Origin of the sequence: Mycoavidus sp. B2-EB (genome assembly GCF_014218255.1) — a bacterium.
In the GTDB taxonomy this organism is placed as follows: domain Bacteria; phylum Pseudomonadota; class Gammaproteobacteria; order Burkholderiales; family Burkholderiaceae; genus Mycoavidus.
In genome coordinates this window covers 415,834-438,801 of record NZ_AP021872.1, presented here as the reverse complement: position 1 = coordinate 438,801, position 22,968 = coordinate 415,834, and the positions used below count along the sequence as shown (strand labels likewise).

Sequence of the window (22,968 nt, the reverse complement as noted above, 5' to 3'; positions counted from 1 at the left end):
CCAGTAACCTGCCGTGTGTGAAGCTCTGCACGCGTCCCAAAAGAAGCGCTATACACTCAGCAACTCTCCTGCACTTACAAGCTGGCCGGTAATTTCTTGCACAACCTCCTTGACCGCATGAGCCGCGGGCATCAATTGCGCGCTTCTTAGCCAACACAAAGACACCGGCCTTTTAATCTCGGGTTGGATCTGGTAGTGCGGAAGATCGGCGTATTCGCCGACCAAAACCGATGTGGGCAAAATCGTACACGCTAAGCCTTCCCGTGCACACTGTAGTAAATATTTCAGAGAATCCAACTCGACGACTACATTAACGCCAATATTTCTCTGCGCTAATATCTCCCCTATCTGATGGCGCAGCCCTTCTTGTGAATTAGCCGGCAGTACTAACGGCAAACTACCCAAGTTTTCTATCGGTAGAATCGGCGCTGCGCCAGGTTGATCGGCGCGCAGTAAACGTTGCTCCGGATAACCAATGAGAGACAATACCTCCTGTGCGAGTGGCAACGCCTCAAGCGTTTGGCTACCGGTATTGCGAAACAGAAATACAAAATCTAAGCGCTGATTAAAGAAGCGCGCTCGCATCTGTTCATTCGAGCCTTCAAATATCTGTAAGCACACCTCAGGGAACCGTTCTCGTACCGTTTTAATCAATGGCATGACAAGTCGAGCAGCAACCGTAGGCGGCAATCCTATTGAGACCTTACCAGAAACTTTTGCTCCGATTGATTTAACCTCGTCACTCGCCAAAGACAATTGCCGCAAAATCGTACATGCATGCCGATAAAGCACCCTACCTGCGTTAGTGAGCGCAATACCTTTAGAACTACGATGGAGTAACTGCACATCGAATTCCGCTTCAAGAGCAGTCAGTTGCTGACTGAGCGCAGGTTGCGCCACCCCCACAACTTCAGCGGCTTTGGTTAAGCTGCCATAATCAACCATCGCTAAGAAGTAGCGTAGCGCCTTAATATCCATATTAATTTTTTATCCAGATTGGGCTGATGCTATTAAGTGCAATATTGCTGCATTTAACGGTCATACGCTTGAAATAAATGGCCCACCAAGTCACCTATTCCACGCATATCTCACGCACGGCTTCGTGCAAAGTAGCAACAAATTCTTGCGCACTTTCAGATAAGGTTTCATCTTTACGGGCTAAAATCCCATAGGGACTCATCCTACGACCAAATTCGATCGGCAAACGCCCAAGTACCCCACGTCGGACATATTCACTCACGGCCGAGCGCGACTGTAAAGCAATCATATTGCTCGACTGCAAAAGCTGCAGCGCCGGAAAAACCGAAGGCATCTCGGTTAAATTCGTTGGCATAGGGATTCCCGCTTGAGAGAAACTTTCTTCAAGAAGCTGTCGCGATGGGCTAGCAGGAGGCTGCAAAATCCACGGCCAATCTCTTAATTCATGTATGTTTATCTTCTTTTTCTTAAGCAAAGGATGCCGACCATCCACTACTACCCACAGCGTTTCGTCGATCAAGCTCTCAAAATTAAAGATATTTCTTTGATGAGCTTCTGTGAAGCGACCCACAATAAAATTAAACTTTTTCTGCTCTAGTCCAACCAATAATTGATCGCTGCTCTGTTCAAAAAGCCTAACGGTTAATAATGGGCGGCGCTGCTTGATGATTTTAATGGCAGTGGTAACCACATTCCCCAGAGAAGCCGAGATAGCGCCAATCGAAAGGTAGCCATACCCTCCATCTTTTTTAACATTCATTTCGCCAACGAAGCGTTCTAAATCATTCAGCACACGCTGTGCATAGCGAATCACTAGCATGCCCAATTCAGTGGGCCGCATTTCGCGCGGTAATCTATCAAATAAAGAAAAACCCAATAATTCTTCGAGATCGTGTAGCGTTTTAGTGGCAGCGGGCTGTGTTACATTTATTCGCTCGGCGGCTATACGCATATTTTTCGTCTGCGCCAATGCGTCGAGTAACACCAAGTGGCGAAATTTGAGTTGCTTGCTAAGCGCTTGAAAAGTACACAACGCAGTATGCATATATTGCTCTCAAAACTTTAATAACCAAATGGAATCAATCCTAAAGAAAAAATGATTAGATTGATAGCACTTATGTCACTACAGTATCAAAATTGAGGTTAAACGAATTCGTAATTTTAATAAATCGTGCGAGAACAAAAATAAGTCGCATTACGAGGATACATACGATGCAACAAACTTCCTTAGCCAGCACTGAGTTATTGCGGCCTCGCAAAAAGTCCTGGTCAAGCTATTGGCACCAACGCATGGATCAACGCATCGGCATTATCCCGTTGCCAGTATATTGCATTATTGTTGTTTGTTTGAGTATTTTGCTTGCTCTACAAAAAATTCCAAACGACATTTCGATCATGATTGCGATGCTCACCGTGCTCGGCTTTACATGTGCCGAACTGGGTGCTCGCATTCCGGTGCTACGCCAAATCGGCGGCCCCGTAATTGTCACCACCTTTCTGCCCTCCTGCCTAGTCTATTATCAACTTCTGCCCAACCAATTAGTCAGCTCAATTAATGACTTCTGGCAAACGACCAATATACTTTATCTATTCATCGCCTCTGTGGTCGTTGGCAGTATCCTCGGCATGCACCGCCTGACAATTCTAAGAGGCTTCGCTAAAATCTTTATTCCGCTGGCGGTTGGCTCTGTCGCCGCGGCGATAGTCGGCACCCTCACGGGCATGGCCTTGGGCTTAGGCGCACATCACACGTTCTTTTATATTGTGATTCCTATCATGGCCGGCGGCATCGGTGAAGGCGCCATTCCTCTCACACTCGGCTATGCTGATATTATGAACCTGCCGCAAAAGCAGCTATTCGCGCAGGTTTTACCCGCAGTTATGCTCGGCAATTTAACCGCGATTATCTTCGCTGGTTTATTGAATCAACTCGGTAAGCGTTATACTCATTTTACCGGCAATGGGCGCTTACATACCGAAGACGATGGAGAATTATTAAAAAATCACAACAATAGTGTGGCTCCGGTGGAAAATATTGCGGCGGCTGGCCTGATCGCAATTATGCTGTATATCTTAGGCATCCTTACCCATAAGTTAACCGGCCTACCCGCTCCAGTCACCATGCTCTTTCTTGCAGTGCTCGCCAAGCTCACTTACGCAGTTTCACCTAAATTAGAAGATGGCGCACGCACCGTTTATCGCTTTTTCTCGACGGCGGTGACCTATCCTCTGCTGTTTGCCATTGGCATCACCATCACCCCTTGGAACGAGCTGCTAGCGGCTTTCAATTTAGCGAACCTTGTCACCATTGTCGCTACCGTGCTGACGCTAACCTCCGTGGGATTTTTTGTAGGACGTTGGGTTGGCTTGTATCCGATTGAAGGTGCGATTATTAATGCCTGCCATAGTGGCATGGGCGGCATTGGCGATGTGGCGATCCTCACTTCCTCTAATCGCTTGCAACTTATGCCATTTGCCCAAATGGCGACCCGCCTAGGCGGCGCGCTTACGATCACTATTGCTCTTTTATTATTAGGAAATTTAACCTAATTCCTATCTCTCCAAGCCGCGCTAAGCGATAGCGCCCCCCCAGAATCACTCGTACTTTATGCGTGCTATGCCGAGGTGATACATTGTCACCTCGGCATTTTTGCATGGCCTTGCCTGAGCTATTGCGGAGCAAACTGGGTAGCCATCTGCGTCAATACACCTCGATGCTGCATACTGGCTCAAACACCGAACAGAAGTTATCATGCTGCCAGTTAACCTAATATAACCCCATTTCTGCTATGTCTTTTATTCAAAGCCTAACAAACGCCTGGCAGCGTAATGATTCATTACTCTGTATTGGTCTTGACCCCGATCCCGCTCGTTTTCCAGCTTCATTTAAGGGAAAGCCTGATAAAATTTTCGAATTCTGCCGTGCCATTGTCGACGCAAGCGCAACCTATGCTTGCGCCTTTAAGCCGCAAATTGCTTATTTTGCCGCGCATCGCGCAGAGACTCAGCTCGAACAACTGATTGCATATATTCACACCGAATATCCTGGATTACCCGTCATCCTCGACGCAAAGCGCGGCGACATTGGAAGTACAGCTCAGCAATATGCCCACGAAGCTTTTACACGCTACCAAGCAGATGCCGTAACCGTAAACCCTTATATGGGTTTTGACTCAATTGAACCCTATCTCGCCTATCAAGATAAAGGCGTCATTGTGCTTTGCCGCACCTCTAATCCAGGTGGCTCCGAATTACAGTTTCTGAACAGCAACGGACGCCCGCTTTATCAAATTGTCGCCGAATATGCGAGTCAGAAATGGAATACAAATGGCCAGATTGGCCTAGTCGTAGGCGCTACGTTTCCGCATGAAATCGCCACGGTACGCAAGATGGTGGGCGATATGCCATTACTCATTCCGGGCATTGGCGCGCAAGGGGGCGATATTGCCGCAACGGTCAAAGCTGGGCGTACCGCGCAAGGTTTGGGCATGTTAATTAACTCCTCACGCGCCATCTTATATGCCAGTAATAGCCATGACTTTGCAGCCGCAGCGGGCCAAGCCGCACGGGAAGCCCGTGCTGCAATCAATCTCTATCGTCGACCCAGTCCATCTAAATAAGCCGTCTGCTGACCCGCAATCAGCGTTTATATTGCTTACGGTATTTATCCAGAAACTGCGCTATACGCTCGATGGCTTCGCGCAAATCGTCAAGGTTGGGCAAAAACACGACACGGAAGTGGTCTGGGGTTGGCCAATTAAATCCGGTACCCTGCACGACTAGCACGCGCGTTTCTAGGAGTAACTCAGAAATAAAGCGCTGATCATCCTGAATCGGATATAGCGCCGGATCCAGCCGCGGAAAAAGATAAAGCGCAGCTTTGGGTTTAACGCATGAAACCCCTGGAATCGCGCTCAGCATTTCATAAGCCAAAGCACGTTGCTTAAAAAGCCGACCACCGGGTGCAGTCAAATCTTGAATACTCTGATGACCGCCTAGGGCGGTCTGAATCGCGTATTGACCTGGCACATTTGGACATAAACGCATCGAGGCTAAAATATTTAAGCCCTCGATATAATCACGCGCGCGCTGACGCAGCAAGGGCTCTGACAGGCCGGATAGAATCATCCAGCCAACGCGATAGCCGCAGGCGCGGTAGTTCTTTGACAGGCCATTGAAAGTAATGGTCAATACGTCTTTAGAAAGCGCCGCGATTGATGTATGTGAAAGATCATCATAAATGACCTTGTCATAAATTTCATCCGCCAAAACAATCAAATCATGTTGGCGCGCCAGCTCAACCACGGCTTTAAGAAAATCTTCCGGGTACAGCGCGCCGGTTGGATTATTGGGATTAATGATGACCAAGGCGCGGGTATTTGCCGTGATCTTAGCGCGCATATCATCAAGATCGGGCAACCAGCCATTTTGCTCATCGCATAAATAATGCACCGGCGTTCCGCCCGCTAAACTCACCGCCGCAGTCCATAATGGATAATCGGGCGCGGGCAGCAAAACTTCATCGTGATTATTCAGGAGCGCTTGCATCGACATGACAATCAATTCGGAGACGCCGTTACCCAAATAAATATCATCAAGCTCTACACCAGCAATACCCTTTTGCTGTGCATAATGCATCACCGCTGTGCGCGCAGAAAATATGCCTTTGGAGTCAGAATAACCTGCTGAAGCGTCCAGGTTACGCATCATATCCCGTACAATCTCGTCAGGCGCAGCAAAACCAAACGGCGCTAAATTACCGATATTCAACTTGATAATCCGATGGCCCTCTTCTTCAAGTCGCCGAGCTTCCTCCAGCACAGGCCCACGAATATCGTAGCAAACGTTGAGTAATTTGTTGGATTTATGAATCGGCCTCACAGCTCACCTCTACAGATATAATTTGGACAAATTGTAGCTTGTATCTATTTTTTCAGATCTTTCGGAAATAACATTTTGAAACTCCACCCGGACCCTGCATCAACATATAACATGATCACCGCTTACGGTGCCGGATATGTTGAAATTAATCAAGCCCGCTACACTCATAGCGTTCTGGTACGGCCGACATCACCGGTTCAGACCTGGCCGGCGCCATCATTTAGCGCTTTAAGCGACGAACATTTCAACCTGCTCGCAAGCGCTGCGTCAACGGAAGCCATTGAGGTTGTCATTTTTGGCAGTGGCGCGCAGCTACGCTTTCCTCCTCCTGCGTTCACTAGCGCGCTGACCGCATGCGCAATTGGAATTGACACCATGGATCTTTACGCTGCTTGCCGCACGTACAACATTTTAGTAGCCGAAGGCCGCCGCGTGATTGCTGCGCTGCTGATTGAACCGACTGAAGCCCGGCTCGACACCCAATAAAAGCTGATGTATTCCCTCTAATTTCCTACGCTGATACTTCTTATGCATGACGCTTTCTCATCTAAGCCTTTTTCCCGCGCTACGTTGCTTGTATTGGGTACCCTCTTCGCCCTGATCTGGTTCATGCAATTAAATATCCGCCATTTGGTCCCGTCGGATGAAGGCCGTTACGCTGAAATAGCACGGGAAATGCTGATGAGCAGCGATTGGATTACGCCACGCTACAACGGCTACCTTTATTTTGAGAAACCGCCGCTACAAACTTGGTTTAATGCCGCGACCTTTGCTTGGTTCGGCATTGGAGATTGGCAAGCGCGTTTGTACACCGCCTTGTGTGGTTTTGGTGGCGTGCTGCTCGCTGGATTGACTGGTGCGCGGGTTTTTGGCGCGCGCGCGGGGTTCTTTGCCGCGCTTGCGCTCGCTTCTGCGCCTTATTGGAATTTGCTGGGCCATTTCAATGTGCTTGATATGGGGCTCGCATTTTGGATGCAAGCTGCTTTATGTTCATTATTACTGGCGCAGCGTCCCGGCCTTACAACCACGGCAAGGCGCTCTTGGATGTGGCTGTGCTGGGCGGCAATTGGGCTTGCCGTATTAAGCAAGGGTTTGGTCGGCGCAATCTTACCGGCTGCGGTACTGGTTTTATATACGTTGATTACCCGCGATTGGGCGCTTTGGAAACGGCTCCATGTGCTCAGTGGCAGCCTCATATTTGGGGCGCTTACCGTACCCTGGTTCGTACTGGTTCAACAACGCAACCCCGCATTTTTCGAGTTTTTCTTTATTGTGCAGCAATTTCGCCGCTACTTAACGCCTGAGCAAAACCGCCCTGGGCCGTTTTATTATTTCATACCCGTGCTCATACTTGGTTTTTTACCCTGGTTATCTCTACTTTGGCAGAGTATCCGGCACGCACTCAAAACTCCGCCCCAGTCGAATGGTTTCTCACCCGTGAAATTACTGCTAGTTTGGTCGGTTTTTATTTTTGTTTTCTTTAGCGCCTCGCACTCAAAGCTCATTTCATATATTTTACCCATCGCGCCCGCACTAGCGCTGTTACTTGGCCGCTATTTACCCTTACTTGAAGCCCCCCAATGGCGCCGACATCTGCTCGGCCAAGCGGCACTGGTTAGCGCTGGCTACGTCGGCGCATTAGTTTTGGCCTATTTAGGCGATACGCCCGCTGAAAATGCACTCTATCGCAGTTATCAAAGCTGGGTTTATCTGGCGCTCACGACCGCATTGATAGGCATTGCGCTATCTGCTTGGATTAACCAACGTAATCATCCCACGGCAACCCTACGAGCATTATGCGTTTACGCCTGTGGCTGGTTTATCGCGATTGCGATTGCAGGCAACGCTCATGAAATATTCGGCAAAGTACGCTCGGGTGCGCCCCTCGCAAGCGCAGTGCAAGCCGAGCTGGCAAAACTGCCTGCGCATACGCCATTTTATTCAGTTATGGCACTTGACCATACGATGCCGTTTTATCTACGACATACGATGATCATGGTTCAGCACCAAGATGAACTGCGTTTTGGCATTGAGCAAGAGCCCGAAAAATGGGTACCAACACTTGAACTCTGGATACAACGCTGGCAACACGATCAGCATGCGCTGGCGCTAGTGCCGGTGTCACTTTACGAAACGCTGGTTGCGCGTGGCGTGCCAATGCGGATCATTGCGCGCGATGTGCATCGCATGATTATTGCTAAGCCAGCGTAAACTTTAGATTCGTTTATTTCTCTTTATCTGGAAATTAATTTTCAGATAAAGAGCCTTTTCTTACCAAAAAACAACACATCTATCGCATCATTCAAATTGATATCTGCCATAATTAAAAACGAAATTTACTTGGGCAAATATTGTGCAACTCTCTAAAGTTCTTGGAATAATTTTACTACAGTTATTTTTTGTTTCCGCTTGCGGCGGCGGTGGAGAAGAAGACCCTAGTATAGGGCACCCCAAAATAACAGAAGAACCTTATTTTGATATAGAAACAACTGGAAATTGTGCCATTCGCTCGGTTAATTGGGCGTTAGGAAATAAGCGCTTTATTTCCCCCCGAGAATACTACGAATATATGGAAAATCAGAGCATAAGCATAGACAATCAGCTGTTTTCTGAAGAGCAAAAAAAGTTGCTGCGCGAGCACTATAAAGATAAAACGAAAAAATATAATCCTGTTGTGCTCAAAAAACTAGAAGAGGCCTTCGATAAGGCCAAAGTCCCTTCTGAATCTGCTTCATTTGATCCAACATTCAATAACCTTGCGACAGAATACGGCCTTTTTGGCCGTAACAAGGCCGTTGAACATGTTATTGATGTAATCAAGTTTAAGTTTGGATTAGAGTTTCAAACTGTTCTGGAGGAATTTAATGATGCTCTTTGCGCTAAACGTGATTTTATAGATGCCAAAGGCTTCATCATTCTTACAAATAACCATTTTGATGGATTTTATAAAGATGAAAGTGACTTTTGGCGCAAAGAGAGCGGTGACCGGCTCATAGCTGATCATATTTCTTACATTGAACAACTGAAGTTGGAATTAGAACTTCATGCACATGGCTTAATTAGAGATTTCCGCGTCCTTTACTTTACCTCAAAAAATATGGAAGATTTTCAAAATGCATTAAATTAATCCCTAGCCTCTTGAAGTATACTTTTACGGCGCCAATCTTCTAGCTTTAGCAAGCCCCTTTAGGCTCCATATTCCTTAAATATTACTAAGGTAGTAATAAGTCACTTCACTACACAAAAATTAATTCAGTAAATTTATTAAAATAAAATTATATCCAAAGAGCTCTCCTCGTCTATTCATGATAAATCTATACTCCTCCTATATCGCTCAGATGAAAATAATCAAATTCATCACTACCACCTCATTGATAGTACTTACTGTCGCTTGTGGTGGTGATGAAAAAAAAGCAGAAGATTTAAAAATGCAAAACCCTGAAGCACTATCATTACCACACTTTGAAAAACAAACAGACGCAAATTGTGCTATTCATGCCATCAATGTGACTTTAGGCAAGCTTCTTATTACCCCAGATGAATATGAGCGTTATATGAATTTGATTGCTATTAAAAGCAATCCTCGAGTTTCAGGCCAACAACGTAGGCTCATGCGCAAATATTATGCTAGCAAAGCACCTAACGAACCTCCTTACACACGAGGAATGTTGGCGGCAGACTGGAATCAAGTTCGTCACAATCACGATATTTCATACGAAAAGTATCTTCACCAAACAGGCATCTTTGGTCGGCAAAAAAATATTGGAAATGTCATACGTGCGGTTAATGAACTTTACAGCCTAAATATCTCAAATGAATTCAATATTGAATCAAATCCTAATTTTGAAAATTCTGAGCTGATCATTATTGATATAGACAAAGCGCTTGTGGTGCTGCGTCGCGATAATTATAATAAACAGCGGTTATTAAACGCTTTGTCTCAAGACCCAAAAGATCATGTAAATTGGCTACACAGTACAATAGCTCGACATTATCCTAATATAGCAATATTCAACTTTACCTTAAAAGATATTTACAATATAGAAAATTCCATCAAGAAAACCCCAAAATCTTTTTCAGATTCTATTTTTGAGAGCGATTTATTTGGAATAGATTTTATAGAGGACTTTTTCTCCACACCCTCTCTAACAAAATCAAAAATAGAAAAAATAATTGAAGATCTTGATTCAGAAAAACCGGCATTTCAAGATGGAACCTATACATTTCTACTTGACTTTATAGCAACGCTATATAGAATAATCGAACAAAGAACAATCAAATACCTGATTGATGAATTCGGAATGGATGCATCTATAATAGAGTTATCTGGCATTAAGATACCAGAAACCATTGAAAAAATGATAGATAAGCAAGTAAAAATAAAAAGAGAGGAAGTTCCAGAAATTTTTGAAGGGGACTTTATTAGATACAACCCTAATTTTATTAGGGCAAAAAATAATAAATTTCTTCTGAAAGAACATTATGATTCGAGGCATAATGATTCGTATGAGGAAAAGGCTAACCCAGAAACCATTCTAGCGTTTAGACAAGCGGCAGCAAAATTTGCGGCCCCTCGAAAAAATTGGCCGTACCCTTAAAACCCTGCCTAGCATCACCCCAGAAAAGGATTAGAATTCAAATTTAATCCTTTTCCTCATCCGCATGAACCCGACTGCTCTCTCCTGCATCTTAAGCGGCGTCCTCCTCAACACCAGCGCCCAACTCCTCCTCAAAGCAGGCGTCAACGCAGTCAGCCCATTTGAATTCAGCCGCGCAAATATTGTGCCTATTGGGCTACAGTTGATAGCGCAGTGGCCGATTATCGGCGGCCTCATCTGTTATGCTTTCAGCTTGGTCGTTTGGATCATTGGCTTATCACGAGTGGATGTGTCCATCGCTTACCCAATGTTATCGCTGGGTTACGTATTAAACGCGCTACTCGCCGCTTATTTTTTTGGCGAAACGCTTACGCTACAACGCTTAATAGGCACCGCCATCATTTTACTTGGCGTTTACGTGTTAGCTCGGGGTTAATCCGTATCGTACGTGACACTCGTCGCTGGCTAGCCGCCCTTATTTAATTTGAAGGATTTCTTGATGGATCAAGAGTTTCTGCCCTTTACCCGCCCGACGATTAATGAGGAAACCATCGCCGGTGTCGCCGATGTTTTGCGTAGTGGCTGGATTACAACGGGCGCCCAAAATCTCGCCTTTGAGGCAGCTTTATCCGAATATGTCGGCGGCCGTCCGGTCCGTACTTTTAGTTCGGGCACCGCCACCCTTGAAATCGGTTTGCGCATCGCTGGCGTTGGCCCAGGCGACGAGGTCATCACATCTCCCCTCTCCTGGGTTGCAACCAGTAATACGATTCTCGAAGTAGGCGCAACACCGGTTTTTGTGGATATTGATCCTCGCACACGCAATCTTGATCTGAATCTACTAGAGCAGGCGATTGCGCCCCGCACTAAAGCGTTGATGCCCGTCTATCTTGCTGGGCTGCCAGTCGATATGGATCGCCTCTACGCGATTGCACGCCAACATGGGCTGCGGGTGATTGAAGATGCCGCCCAAGCGCTCGGCTCAAGCTGGCGCGGCCAACGCATTGGCGCCATAGGCGATTTAGTCTCTTTTAGTTTTCATGCGAATAAAAACCTTACGTCGATAGAGGGCGGCGCCTTAGTGTTAAATGATGAGGCTGAAGCCTGTTTAGCACAGAAATACCGTTTACAAGGCGTAACCCGCAGCGGCTTTGATGGCATGGAAGTCGATGTATTAGGGGGCAAATTCAATCTGAGCGATGTTGCCGCCCGTGTCGGCCTTGGCCAAATGCCGCATTTGGCGCGTTTTAACGAGCAGCGGCGAGAACTGGCTCGGCATTATTTTGAATGTTTTGCTAACAGCGCAGCGGTGGCGCTTGGCGTAGAGTTGCCACCCGATGATTTTGAGCATACCAATTGGCATATGTTTCAGATTGTGCTGCCGCTGCCAACGCTTAAACTTGACCGGGCTGGTTTTATGGCTGAGCTGCATGCGCGAGGTATTGGCAGTGGCGCACACTATCCAGCCATTCATCTTTTCAAATTGTATCGAGAACGCGGTTTCACTCTGAATAAATTTCCGCATGCCGAACGTATCGGCGCTAGCATTTTGACCTTACCGTTGTTTCCAGCTATGCGGCTAGCTGACGTTAAACGAGTCGTGACTGCCGTGAATGAAATTTGCGAACACTCCTCACTCACTCATTAAAAAAATGAAAACACCTGAATTATCCGTTGTAATTCCCGTTTATAACGAAGAAGCAGGACTTAATGCATTATTTGCTCGTTTATACACAGCGCTAGATGCGCTCGCACTGCCCTATGAAGTGATTTTTGTAAACGATGGTAGCCAAGATCAATCGGCAACCTTGCTGGCGGATCAATTTCGTGCGCGGCCTGAGCACACTCGGGTGATTTTACTCAACGGCAACTATGGCCAACATATGGCGATTCTTGCCGGCTTTGAGGCCGCGCGCGGCGAAATTATTGTGACGCTTGACGCCGACTTGCAAAATCCACCCGAAGAAATTGGCAAACTTGTGCAAAAAATGCACGAAGGTCACGATTACGTTGGCACCATCCGCCGCCAACGACAAGACAGTCTGTGGCGTCGTAAAGCCTCACGCGCAATGAACCAACTGCGCGAGCGTATTACGCATATCCGCATGACCGATCAAGGCTGCATGATGCGCGCCTATAGCCGCCACATTATCGATACGATCAATCGCTGCGGCGAGCTGAATACGTTTATCCCAGCGCTTGCTTACACTTTCGCCCAGCGTCCAGTAGAGATCGAAGTCGCTCATGAAGAGCGCTTTGCCGGTACCTCAAAATATTCATTTTATAGCCTGATGCGGCTTAATTTTGATTTAGTCACAGGTTTCTCGGTAGCGCCGTTGCAATGGTTATCCTTTATTGGCCTCTTACTGTCATTGGGCTCCGCCGGGCTCTTTATCTTGCTCATCGTGCGCCGCTTTATCATTGGCGCTGAAGTACAAGGGGTCTTCACGTTATTTGCAATTACGTTTTTCTTATTTGGGGTCATTATCCTTGCACTAGGTCTGCTGGGCGAATATATCGGCCGCATCTATCAGCAAGTACGCGCGCGGCCACGTTATTTAATCCAAACCGTGCTTGAAACTAACGCTAGCCCAGACTCAACCTCTCGCCCATTATGACTCTCCGCGCGGTTGTCTTTGCCTATCATCAAGTTGGGGTGCGTTGCTTGCAAGTCTTACTGGCGCGCGGCGTTGAAGTCGCCTTGGTTGTCACGCACCACGATAATCCGGCAGAAAATATCTGGTTTGACAGTGTTGCTGCGCTTGCCGCCGAGCATCGGCTGCCCACTTTAATGCCCACCGAGGCAAACCCTAGCGAGCTCAACACCGCCGTACGCGCCGCCAACCCTGATTTTATTTTTTCTTTTTATTATCGGCATATGCTCAGCCCTGAATTGCTTGCTTTGGCGCGACATGGGGCATTTAATATGCATGGTTCGCTTTTACCAAAATATCGGGGGCGCGTACCGGTGAACTGGGCGATCTTGCAGGGTGAAACGGAAACCGGCGCAACGCTCCATGAAATGACAGCCAAACCGGATGCGGGTGCTATCGTTGCGCAAACAGCTGTGCCAATTTTACCGGATGACACGGCAACCCAAGTCTTTGATAAGGTCACCGTTGCCGCCGAGCAAACTCTCTGGAATAGTTTGCCTGCGTTACTGGCGGGGACAGCTCCACGGCTGCCGAATATACTCGCCAATGGCAGTTATTTTGGCGGCCGTAAACCGGAAGATGGGTGTATCAACTGGCGCCAGCCCGCTCTAGCTGTCTATAACTTGATCCGCGCTGTCACCCCGCCGTACCCTGGCGCTTTTACTGAAATAAAGGGTAAACGCCTAGTGATTGCACGCGCCCGACTGGCCCCAACCGAGCCGTTAATCTGCGCAAATTTGCCGCCAGGCTTGCAGATAGTGGATAATACGCTATTGGGCATATGCGGCGATGGCCGCGCTATTGCTATTCACGAATTGCAGCACGAAGGATGCCTAATTAGCCTCGCTGAGTTTGCGGAACTGACCAATACTTAGCCCAGGCTCTCTTCAAATGCTGCGCCTTATTTCTTGCTTTCGATCTCATGAAAAAAGTTCTCATTTTGGGTGTTAATGGCTTTATTGGCCATCATTTATCTAAGCGTATTCTCAACACAACCGATTGGGAAGTCTTTGGCATGGATATGCAGACCGATCGCTTGGGGGATCTGGTTCAGCATGAAAGAATGCATTTTTCCGAGGGCGATATCACCATCAATAAAGAATGGGTTGAGTATCATATCCGCAAGTGCGATGTCATTCTGCCACTGGTTGCAATTGCGACTCCTGCCACCTATGTGAAACAGCCACTGCGAGTGTTTGAGCTCGACTTTGAGGCTAATTTACCCATCGTTCGCTCAGCGGTTAAGTACGGCAAACATCTGGTTTTCCCGTCAACCTCTGAAGTTTATGGCATGTGCGAAGATGACGCATTCGATCCGCAAAGCTCATCCCTGGTTTATGGCCCGATTAATAAACCCCGCTGGATCTACGCCTGCTCCAAGCAATTAATGGACCGCGTGATTTGGGCTTATGGCATGCAAGAAGGGCTACGCTTTACTTTGTTTCGGCCTTTTAACTGGATGGGCCCTGGACTCGATTCAATCCATACGCAAAAAGAAGGCAGCTCGCGGGTTGTGACTCAGTTCCTCGGCCATATCGTGCGTGGAGAAAATATCAGCCTAGTGGATGGCGGCCTACAAAAGCGCGCTTTTACCGATATTGACGATGGGATTAGCGCCCTCATGCGCATCATCGAAAACCCAGCCGATGTGGCGCTTGGCAAAATCTATAACATTGGTAATCCAAGCAACAATTTCTCCGTGCAAGAGCTAGCTCAGATGATGCTCAAACTCGCCGCTGAGTTCCCCGAATACGCCACCAACGCACAACAAGTCAAACTGGTTAAGACTTCGTCAGGCGCATACTATGGCGCAGGCTATCAAGATATACAAAATCGCGTGCCAAGCATTGATAATATAAGCGCTGAGCTCAACTGGAAGCCAACCATTGACATGGAGCAAGCGCTACGCAAAGTTTTTGATGCCTATCGCAGCCAGGTTGCCGCAGCACACACTCTAATCGCTTAGCCGGCCATTCACGCGTGGCTCAGATCGCTCTTAAAATCGATGTCGATACGTTGCGCGGCACGCGGGAAGGCGTGCCAGCGCTGGTTCGTTTATTAGAAAGCGCCAAAGCGCGCGCGACCTTCTTATTTAGCTTAGGCCCAGACCATACTGGTTGGGCTTTGCGTCGCGCACTCCGCCCTGGCTTTTTAAAAAAAGTCGCGCGCACTTCAGTGCTTGAACACTATGGCTTGAAAACCCTGCTATATGGCGTGTTGTTGCCCGGACCCGATATTGGCCGCCAAGCCGCGGCTGAAATGCGCGCCGTGCGCGATGCGGGTTTTGAATGTGGCATTCATACGTGGGATCATGTCCGCTGGCAAGATAATGTACGCCAGCGCGGACGTGACTGGACCCTCGCCCAGATGCAAAAAAGCTATACGCGTTTTATTGAAATTTTTGGTGCAGTGCCGACGACACACGGTGCGGCGGGCTGGCAAATGAATGACTACGCTTTTGCGCAACTTGACGCTTGGCAGATGGCCTATGCGTCTGATGGCCGCGGCCATGGCCCATACCGGCCAACGCTTGGCGGCCAGCCGCTAGCCCAGGTCCAACTCCCAACAACCTTGCCCACTTTCGATGAAAAATTAGGCGTAAAGGGTGCCGATGCGACTGAAGTGGTGCGCCAATTGCTAGCGCTCACCGAGCCCGATCAGGCCAATCACGATAGCGCGCACGTCTTCACCTTACATGCAGAACTAGAAGGACAAAAGCTTGCGCCTTTCTTTGCCAAGCTTCTCGCTGGCTGGCGCGCACAAGGCCATGCATTAGTCGCGTTAGCCGATTATTATGCAACGCTTAAGCTTGATGATTTACCTTTATATCCTATAAGCTGGGGCGAAATCCCTGGACGCGCGGGTGAACTGATCATACAGCCCTAGCCCAAGTCGTTGTCTTAACGTAATCGAAAAAATGGAGAATTGTGATGTCCATCGCTCTTAACCAAGCCGTGCCAGAATTCAGCGCAGCCGCTAGCAGCGCTACTTTGACCGGGGGTGAGGAAGAAATCTCGCTCAGCCGCTTACGCGGCAAAAATGTAGTGCTGTATTTTTACCCTAAAGACAACACCCCAGGCTGCACCACTGAGAGCCAAGATTTTCGTGATGCGTATGCGCAATTTAAGCAAGCCAACACGGAGATTATCGGCATTTCTCGTGATAGCTTAAAATCTCATCAGAGTTTCCAGGCACAACACAATTTGCCATTTAGCCTGATTTCAGATCCGCAAGAAAAACTCTGTGCTCTGTTTGAGGTGATTAAACTTAAAAACATGTATGGCAAGGAGGTGCGTGGCATCGAGCGCTCAACCTTTTTGCTGGATGCACAAGGTGTCTTACGCCAAATATGGCGTGGCGTCAAAGTACCCGGGCACGTTACAGAGGTGTTAGATGCTGTACACACGCTAGCAAAAGCGTAAAATTTACGTATCTAAATATCAAGGAAGACCATGCCTTTGCCAACGATGCCGAACAAACTGGGTAGCCAATTACCGCTTGATGATTATCAAGCTAAGGCTCGCCCTGTAAAGCGTGGAAGAAAAGAAAAAGAGACGCCCTCGCCCCAGTCTGGCTCTGTCCCGCTGCCGGCAAATAGCGCGCCAACGCCTGTTCCCGCCAGGCCACCCACCCACCGCACACGCCATCAGCCAGCTCAACCACCTGCTTTAGTTGCTTCGGTGCGTAAACTTTTTGTGCTAGATACCAATGTCTTAATGCACGATCCATCAAGCCTCTTTCGCTTCGAGGAACATGACGTTTATCTGCCCATGATGACGCTCGAAGAGCTTGATAACCATAAGAAGGGCATGTCAGAAGTCGCGCGCAATGCGCGCCAAGTTAGCCGCACACTGGATGCACTGGTAGCCAATGCGAGTGAGTTGCTGACCACCGGCATCTCCTTGTCGCGCCTTGGGCATCGTGAAGCGACCGGCCATCTTTTCTTTCAAACACAGCTCCAACCGTTTGCCCCCATCGATGGCTTGCCACAGGGCAAGGCCGATAATCAAATTCTCAGCGTAGTCCATGCGCTGCAAAGCAAACACCCTGAACAACAAGTCATCTTGGTATCGAAAGATATCAATATGCGCATTAAAGCTCATGCACTTGGGTTACCTGCTGAAGATTATTTCAATGATCAGGTTCTCGAAGACAAAGACTTGCTGTACTCTGGCATGCAGGCGTTAACGCCTGATTTCTGGAGTACCCATAGTCAAAATATGGAAAGCTGGCAAGATACGAAGACCGGCACTACGCTTTACAGAATCACCGGCCCACAATGCGCATCCTTCTTAATTAACCAATTTGTCTATTTTGAGCCCGATAACGGTGAGCTTCCGTTACGTGCCCAGGTTCGTGAAATTAACGGCAAAACCGCTCTTTTACAAACCTTGCGCGACTATGGCCATTATAAAAATAATGTGTGGGGCATCACCGCGCGTAACCGCGAGCAAAACTTTGCGTTAAATTTACTGATGGACCCAGAAGTCGATTTTGTGACATTGCTGGGTCAAGCCGGGACAGGTAAAACCTTAATCGCGCTCGCGGCAGGTTTAGTGCAAGTGCTAGAGGATAAACGTTACAATGAAATTATCGTCACCCGGGCTACTGTGTCAGTAGGAGAAGATATTGGTTTCTTGCCTGGCACTGAAGAAGAAAAAATGCAACCCTGGATGGGAGCCTTTGACGATAACCTTGAGGTTTTGCAAAAAACGGATAACAGCGCAGGAGAATGGGGGCGAGCGGCAACTCAAGATTTGATCCGTTCCAGGCTTAAGTTTAAAAGCATGAGTTTTATGCGCGGGCGCACTTTTGTGAGCAAATATCTGATTATTGACGAGGCGCAAAATCTAACCCCTAAACAGATGAAGACCCTCATTACGCGCGCCGGGCCCGGCACCAAGATTGTTTGCCTCGGCAATATCGCACAAATTGATACCCCTTATCTCACGGAAGGCAGCTCTGGCATCACTTATGTCGTAGATCGGTTCAAAGGCTGGCAACACGGTGGCCATGTTACGCTGGCCCGTGGCGAACGATCCCGTCTAGCCGACTATGCATCGGAAATTCTTTAACCATTCTATTTAAACGCGCAAGCAGATATAAGCAGCGATAAAAATAACTTGCTTGCCCTTAGCTAATTTTATGAAACAAAGCATGCAGCACAAACTTGATCAGCTCTCACAGCGGCTCAAGGAATTAAATCAATTACTCAGTAAAGAGGACGTTACGGCGAACCTTGATCAATACCGCAAGCTGACACGCGAGCACGCCGAATTGGCGCCGTTGGTTGAACATTACAGCCAATGGACGGACACCAAAACCGATGAGCAAACCGCGCAAGAAATGCTCACAGACGCTACCCTGCGCGCCTTTGCTGAAGACGAGCTCCACAGCGCTCGCGCACGCATGGCGCAACTTGAGGCAGAATTGCAAACCATGCTGCTGCCAAAAGATCCCAACGACGAGCGTAATATTTTTCTAGAACTCCGAGCTGGAGCAGGTGGCGATGAAAGCGCGCTTTTCGCGGGTGCGCTGCTCCGTATGTATCTGCGCTATGCCGAACGTAAACGCTGGCAAGTCGAAGTCATTTCTGAAAACCTCTCTGAACTGGGGGGATATAAAGAAGTGATTATTCGCATCATCGGCCAAGGCGCTTATTCACGTTTAAAATTTGAATCCGGCGGCCATCGTGTGCAACGCGTACCGGAAACCGAAACGCAGGGAAGGATCCACACCTCTGCTTGCACCGTGGCTGTGATGCCAGAAGCAGACGAATTAGGCGCCGTTGAAATCAATCCCGCCGACTTACGCATTGATACTTTCCGTGCCTCGGGCGCAGGTGGCCAGCATATTAATAAAACCGATTCGGCCGTGCGTATCACGCATTTGCCAAGCGGTATTGTGGTTGAATGCCAAGATGACCGGTCCCAACATAAAAATAAGGAGCGCGCTTTAAAAGTACTCGCCGCGCGCATTCAAGACCAACGCTACCATGAGCAACAAGCCAAAGAAGCCGCAACCCGCAAGAGCTTGATCGGCTCCGGAGATCGCTCAGAACGCATTCGCACGTATAATTTTCCACAAGGTCGAATGACCGACCACCGGATTAACCTAACGCTTTATAAACTTGAGGCGTTGATGGATGGGGATCTGGATGATTTAATTAACACGTTGGTGAGCGAGCATCAGGCTGATTTGCTCGCTGCACTGGGAGAAACCAATTAACCCCGCCCAACTGGCGACGACAGCTACGGCGGCGCAACTGCTGCGCGCAGCGCCAATTACAGCGATGGAGGCTCGGATCCTGTTGGCGCATGTGCTCGGCTGGCAACGCACTGAATTAATCACACGGGCAGATGAAATACTGCCAGCAAGCCAAATAGCCGCTTTTCAGGCACTTGAAAAACGCCGCCTCGCTGGCGAACCTATGGCGCAGATTATTGAGCAACGCGAATTCTTCGGGCTCACCTTTCGTATCACACCCGCAGTCTTGATTCCTCGTCCGGAGACAGAATTACTGGTCGAGTTAGCCTTGGCCTCAATTGCATCCATCGAGGCGCCACAAGTGCTGGATTTAGGTACGGGGAGTGGCGCGATTGCGATTGCGATTGCGCATCAACGGCCTGACGCTCAGATTACAGCAACGGATCAAGCCCATGCAGCGCTAGCGCTTGCCAAATGGAATGCCCACCATCTATTGCCAGCTGATCGGCCCGGCGGCCCTCTCAATTTTGCGGCAGGCGATTGGTATCACGCACTGGCCACCCCTAAACGCTTTAATCTGATTGTCAGCAATCCACCGTATATCGCCGCTCACGACCCACACCTGACCCAAGGTGACCTGCGCTTTGAGCCACGCCACGCCCTCACTGATCAAGCCGATGGCCTGAGCGCTCTCCATACCATTATTGCGCAAGCCAGTGCTTGGCTACTAGACAGCGGCGCATTATGGCTAGAGCATGGCTATAATCAAGCCGCTGCAACCCGCGCCCAACTGATTGCGCATGGCTTTAGCAAGGTACGCTCAGAGCGCGATCTAGCGCACATCGAGCGAGTAAGCGGGGGCCTCAAGTCCTAAAAATTTCGGTAATATATTAAAAATCTCTCTTTAGCTCAAGGAACCCCATGGTCGGCCATTCGCACGCGCATCATGATCATAGGACAGCCGCCAGTTATGGGCGAGCTTTTGCGTTATCCATCGGGCTCAACCTTGCGATTGTCTTAAGCCAGCTCATTTACGGTTGGTTAGCAAATTCGACCGCGCTCCTCGCGGATGCAGGTCATAACTTCTCCGATGTGTTGGGGCTGATACTGGCCTGGGGTGCTATCTGGCTCGCTAAAAAACAGCCCAACCCACGTTATACCTTCGGGCTACGGGGCGCCTCGATTCTGGCCGCGCTCGCCAACGCAGTGCTTTTACTCTGCGCCTCGGGTTTAATTATTTGGGAAGCCGTACCTCGCTTTATAAATCCCGCCCCAGTTGCAGGAGCAACCGTCTTTATTGTCGCCACGGTAGGCGCCGTGATCAATGGTTTTTCTGCCTGGCTATTAATGTCGGGGAGTCGCCATGATTTGAACATCCGCAGTGCCTTTTTACATATGGTTGGAGATGCAGCCATCTCACTTGCGGTTGCCATCAGTGGGCTGATTATTTTGTGGACAGGCTGGCACTGGGTTGACCCGGCGCTGTCAATCGGCGTCGTGCTACTGATCGTCTACAGCACGTGGGGGCTATTGCGCGCGTCGCTACAACTGGCGCTTAGCGCAGTACCCGCTAACGTAAATCTACAGCACATTGAGCAGTACCTTGCCGGACTTGCGGGCGTTGTCAATGTATGTGATTTGCATGTATGGGCCCTCTCGACAACTGAAAACGCATTAACCGCCCACTTAACCATGCCAGCTGGGCACCCTGGCGATGCTTTTCTGACTACGGTGACGCACACTCTTGCTCATCAATACTCAATACACCACACCACCCTCCAAATTAACTTAGATAATACAAAGCGCGTTTGCGCACTAACCTCGCCTGCAGCGCCCTCATAATGCAAGGTTGAAATTCTCTTGGTGAAAAAACATGAAAAAGCAAATTTCCTATATCGCTCCTGGCCAAGCAGCAAAAGCGCTGATCCTAATTTACTTGACCTTCTCCGTGCCGATTGTCCTATTGGGGGCAATCATGGCTTATGTACGCTATCAGGTCTTCGCCATAAGCGCGTTGCTCAGCGCCCTTTTAATTAATGCTGCGCTTGGTTTTGCACTCTTATGGCTGGCCTGCCAAATTTATAACTGGGTCGCGTCATATGTGGGCGGCATTGAAATCACACTGGATGAGATTAGCCAAGAAGACTAAGGCTCCTAAGCCCCCACCAACAAGGCGCTCTGGTGGATTCAATTTACTCCTCTTCCATCAGCAAATGAGGGCTAGCCTCGCTTGGCAATGCCTCAACATTGCGCAGCTGTTTATGCATAACACGCGTGCGCGTTTCAGCAGCTGTAATTGAACGCGTCACGGTTTCTAATTGCGCTTTGGTCTTTGCCAAAACTTCACCAAACTTCATAAACTCCGTTTTTACGGTTCCTAACAACCGCCATACCTCGCTTGAACGTTTTTCTATAGCCAAGGTACGGAATCCCATTTGCAAGCTATTTAATAATGCAGTTAAAGTCGTGGGCCCAGCAATCGTAATGCGGTAATCACGCTGTATTGCATCGCTGAGTCCAGGACGGCGCAGCACTTCTGCGTAGAGTCCTTCGGTTGGCAGAAAGAGTAAACCAAAATCCGTTGTATGCGGTGGCGCCAGATACTTTTGCGCAATTGTGCGCGCGGCTTGCCGCACGCACGCCTCCAATGCTCGCCACGCTTCTTCTACTGCAATTGGATCGGCGAGTTCTTGAGCCTCTATTAAACGTTCATAATCAGCGCGCGGGAACTTAGCGTCAATTGGCAACCAAACTGGCGCGGCAAGACCACCGGCATCCAGGACATCGGAACGGCCAGGCAAGCGCAGCGCAAATTCCACATGCTCACTACTGCCAGGAACCGTCACCACATTCCGCGCATATTGATCAGGCGTTAATATCTGCTCAAGCAATGCGCCAAGCTGCACTTCCCCCCAAGTCCCGCGCGTTTTAACATTGGTTAAGACTTTTTTCAAATCGCCCACGCCAGTGGCAAGCGTTTGCATTTCACCCAATCCTCGGTGTACCTGTTCCAGTTGTTCACCAACCAGCTTGAACGATTCTCCTAACCGCTGCTCAAGCGTAGCGTGTAATTTCTCATCCACCACATGACGCATTTCATCCAGTTTTAACGCATTGTTGGTTTCTATATCTTTTAATTTTTGCTCAAGCGTAGCGCGCATTTCAGCCATGCGCCGGCTATTCTCTTCAGACAATTGCGAGAGCTGCTGATGCAGCGTATCGCTAAAGCGTTTAAGCGCCATACCTTGTTCTTCGCGTGCCTGCTGCGCCTGTTGCTGCACGCTGTGCCGCATCGCTTCAAGCTGCGTTGTATTCCCGGCCGTCAATTTTGCGAGCTGCTGCGCAAAAGAATCGATTTGGTTGTTTTGTAAAGTAGCGATACTGGTCAGTTGCGCTGACAAACTTTGCTGGAACTGAACTAATCCCGTGCTTAACTCTACGCGCGTCATGCGTGCCGTTTCAGTCACATCACTACGCAATTCACGCTCAAGACCTTCAGATGCATGAGTTTGAGCGTTATGTACTTCATCCAGCCGGGTCCGCAGCGCGGTAAGCTGAGTGCTTAGATTCGCCCGCAGCCAAAGGATTAACCCAATCGTTAGTATAAGAGCGCACCCTATACCGACCATCACAAACATAAATATTGGCAT

General features: G+C 48.7%; 22 protein-coding genes. 18 read left to right on the top strand and 4 right to left on the bottom strand.

Annotated features, from left to right (window positions below):
- Positions 1–48: 48 nt before the first annotated feature.
- Positions 49–978 (bottom strand): LysR substrate-binding domain-containing protein, encoded by a 930-nt coding sequence (locus MPB2EB_RS01975; RefSeq protein ID WP_185182200.1) that lies wholly within the window; start codon positions 976–978, stop codon positions 49–51.
- A 94-nt stretch (positions 979–1,072) separates the two neighbouring features.
- Entirely contained in the window at positions 1,073–2,023 is a 951-nt protein-coding gene (locus MPB2EB_RS01970; RefSeq protein ID WP_185182199.1) for a LysR family transcriptional regulator, read from the bottom strand.
- Positions 2,024–2,190: 167 nt separating this feature from the next.
- On the opposite strand from MPB2EB_RS01970, the gene MPB2EB_RS01965 reads away from it, so the two are divergent.
- Entirely contained in the window at positions 2,191–3,528 is a 1,338-nt protein-coding gene (locus MPB2EB_RS01965) for a 2-hydroxycarboxylate transporter family protein (RefSeq protein WP_185182198.1), read from the top strand.
- A 239-nt stretch (positions 3,529–3,767) separates the two neighbouring features.
- Positions 3,768–4,598: an orotidine-5'-phosphate decarboxylase gene (gene pyrF, locus MPB2EB_RS01960; protein ID WP_185182197.1), complete on the top strand. Its 831-nt coding sequence runs from the start codon at positions 3,768–3,770 to the stop codon at positions 4,596–4,598.
- 19 nt (positions 4,599–4,617) lie between these two features.
- Here pyrF and MPB2EB_RS01955 read toward each other — a convergent pair whose 3' ends face one another.
- Entirely contained in the window at positions 4,618–5,859 is a 1,242-nt protein-coding gene (locus tag MPB2EB_RS01955) for a pyridoxal phosphate-dependent aminotransferase (RefSeq protein ID WP_185182196.1), read from the bottom strand.
- A gap of 75 nt (positions 5,860–5,934) precedes the next feature.
- Between MPB2EB_RS01955 and MPB2EB_RS01950 the strand changes: the two genes are divergently transcribed.
- From MPB2EB_RS01950 to MPB2EB_RS01875, 16 genes are all read left to right on the top strand, one after another.
- Positions 5,935–6,345, top strand: a complete 411-nt coding sequence (locus MPB2EB_RS01950) for an Mth938-like domain-containing protein (RefSeq protein ID WP_185182195.1) — start codon at positions 5,935–5,937, stop codon at positions 6,343–6,345.
- Between the two features lie 42 nt (positions 6,346–6,387).
- Positions 6,388–8,070, top strand: coding sequence for a glycosyltransferase family 39 protein (locus tag MPB2EB_RS01945; protein WP_185182194.1), 1,683 nt, complete (start codon positions 6,388–6,390; stop codon positions 8,068–8,070).
- A gap of 142 nt (positions 8,071–8,212) precedes the next feature.
- Positions 8,213–8,986, top strand: a complete 774-nt coding sequence (locus tag MPB2EB_RS01940; RefSeq protein ID WP_185182193.1) for a hypothetical protein — start codon at positions 8,213–8,215, stop codon at positions 8,984–8,986.
- Between the two features lie 178 nt (positions 8,987–9,164).
- Positions 9,165–10,457, top strand: coding sequence for a hypothetical protein (locus MPB2EB_RS01935; protein WP_185182192.1), 1,293 nt, complete (start codon positions 9,165–9,167; stop codon positions 10,455–10,457).
- A gap of 64 nt (positions 10,458–10,521) precedes the next feature.
- Positions 10,522–10,893, top strand: coding sequence for an SMR family transporter (locus tag MPB2EB_RS01930; RefSeq protein WP_185182191.1), 372 nt, complete (start codon positions 10,522–10,524; stop codon positions 10,891–10,893).
- A gap of 63 nt (positions 10,894–10,956) precedes the next feature.
- Positions 10,957–12,105, top strand: a complete 1,149-nt coding sequence (locus tag MPB2EB_RS01925) for a DegT/DnrJ/EryC1/StrS aminotransferase family protein (protein ID WP_185182190.1) — start codon at positions 10,957–10,959, stop codon at positions 12,103–12,105.
- Between the two features lie 4 nt (positions 12,106–12,109).
- Entirely contained in the window at positions 12,110–13,075 is a 966-nt protein-coding gene (locus tag MPB2EB_RS01920; protein ID WP_185182189.1) for a glycosyltransferase, read from the top strand.
- The gene (locus tag MPB2EB_RS01915) at positions 13,072–13,986 is read left to right on the top strand and encodes a formyltransferase (RefSeq protein WP_185182188.1); all 915 of its coding nucleotides are present in this window, start codon (positions 13,072–13,074) and stop codon (positions 13,984–13,986) included. The genes MPB2EB_RS01920 and MPB2EB_RS01915 overlap by 4 nt, the downstream gene beginning before the upstream one ends.
- A gap of 47 nt (positions 13,987–14,033) precedes the next feature.
- Complete coding sequence (locus MPB2EB_RS01910) at positions 14,034–15,077, top strand: bifunctional UDP-4-keto-pentose/UDP-xylose synthase (RefSeq protein ID WP_185182187.1); 1,044 nt, start codon at positions 14,034–14,036, stop codon at positions 15,075–15,077.
- Between the two features lie 14 nt (positions 15,078–15,091).
- Positions 15,092–15,997 (top strand): polysaccharide deacetylase family protein, encoded by a 906-nt coding sequence (locus tag MPB2EB_RS01905; protein WP_185182186.1) that lies wholly within the window; start codon positions 15,092–15,094, stop codon positions 15,995–15,997.
- 44 nt (positions 15,998–16,041) lie between these two features.
- Positions 16,042–16,533: a peroxiredoxin gene (locus MPB2EB_RS01900; protein WP_185182185.1), complete on the top strand. Its 492-nt coding sequence runs from the start codon at positions 16,042–16,044 to the stop codon at positions 16,531–16,533.
- A 30-nt stretch (positions 16,534–16,563) separates the two neighbouring features.
- Positions 16,564–18,186 (top strand): PhoH family protein, encoded by a 1,623-nt coding sequence (locus MPB2EB_RS01895; RefSeq protein ID WP_185182184.1) that lies wholly within the window; start codon positions 16,564–16,566, stop codon positions 18,184–18,186.
- Between the two features lie 70 nt (positions 18,187–18,256).
- The gene (gene prfA / locus MPB2EB_RS01890) at positions 18,257–19,339 is read left to right on the top strand and encodes a peptide chain release factor 1 (protein WP_185182183.1); all 1,083 of its coding nucleotides are present in this window, start codon (positions 18,257–18,259) and stop codon (positions 19,337–19,339) included.
- A complete protein-coding gene (prmC, locus tag MPB2EB_RS01885) occupies positions 19,317–20,192 on the top strand; it encodes a peptide chain release factor N(5)-glutamine methyltransferase (protein WP_370576622.1) in 876 nt (291 codons plus the stop codon). Before prfA ends, prmC begins: the two co-directional genes overlap by 23 nt.
- Positions 20,193–20,239: 47 nt before the next feature.
- Entirely contained in the window at positions 20,240–21,160 is a 921-nt protein-coding gene (locus MPB2EB_RS01880) for a cation diffusion facilitator family transporter (RefSeq protein ID WP_185182182.1), read from the top strand.
- A gap of 31 nt (positions 21,161–21,191) precedes the next feature.
- Positions 21,192–21,467 carry a DUF3566 domain-containing protein gene (locus MPB2EB_RS01875; RefSeq protein ID WP_185182181.1) on the top strand — a complete coding sequence of 92 codons (276 nt, stop codon included), beginning with the start codon at positions 21,192–21,194 and terminating at the stop codon, positions 21,465–21,467.
- A gap of 43 nt (positions 21,468–21,510) precedes the next feature.
- Here the strand turns inward: MPB2EB_RS01875 and MPB2EB_RS01870 are convergent, their stop codons facing one another.
- Complete coding sequence (locus MPB2EB_RS01870) at positions 21,511–22,968, bottom strand: DNA recombination protein RmuC (protein WP_232534457.1); 1,458 nt, start codon at positions 22,966–22,968, stop codon at positions 21,511–21,513.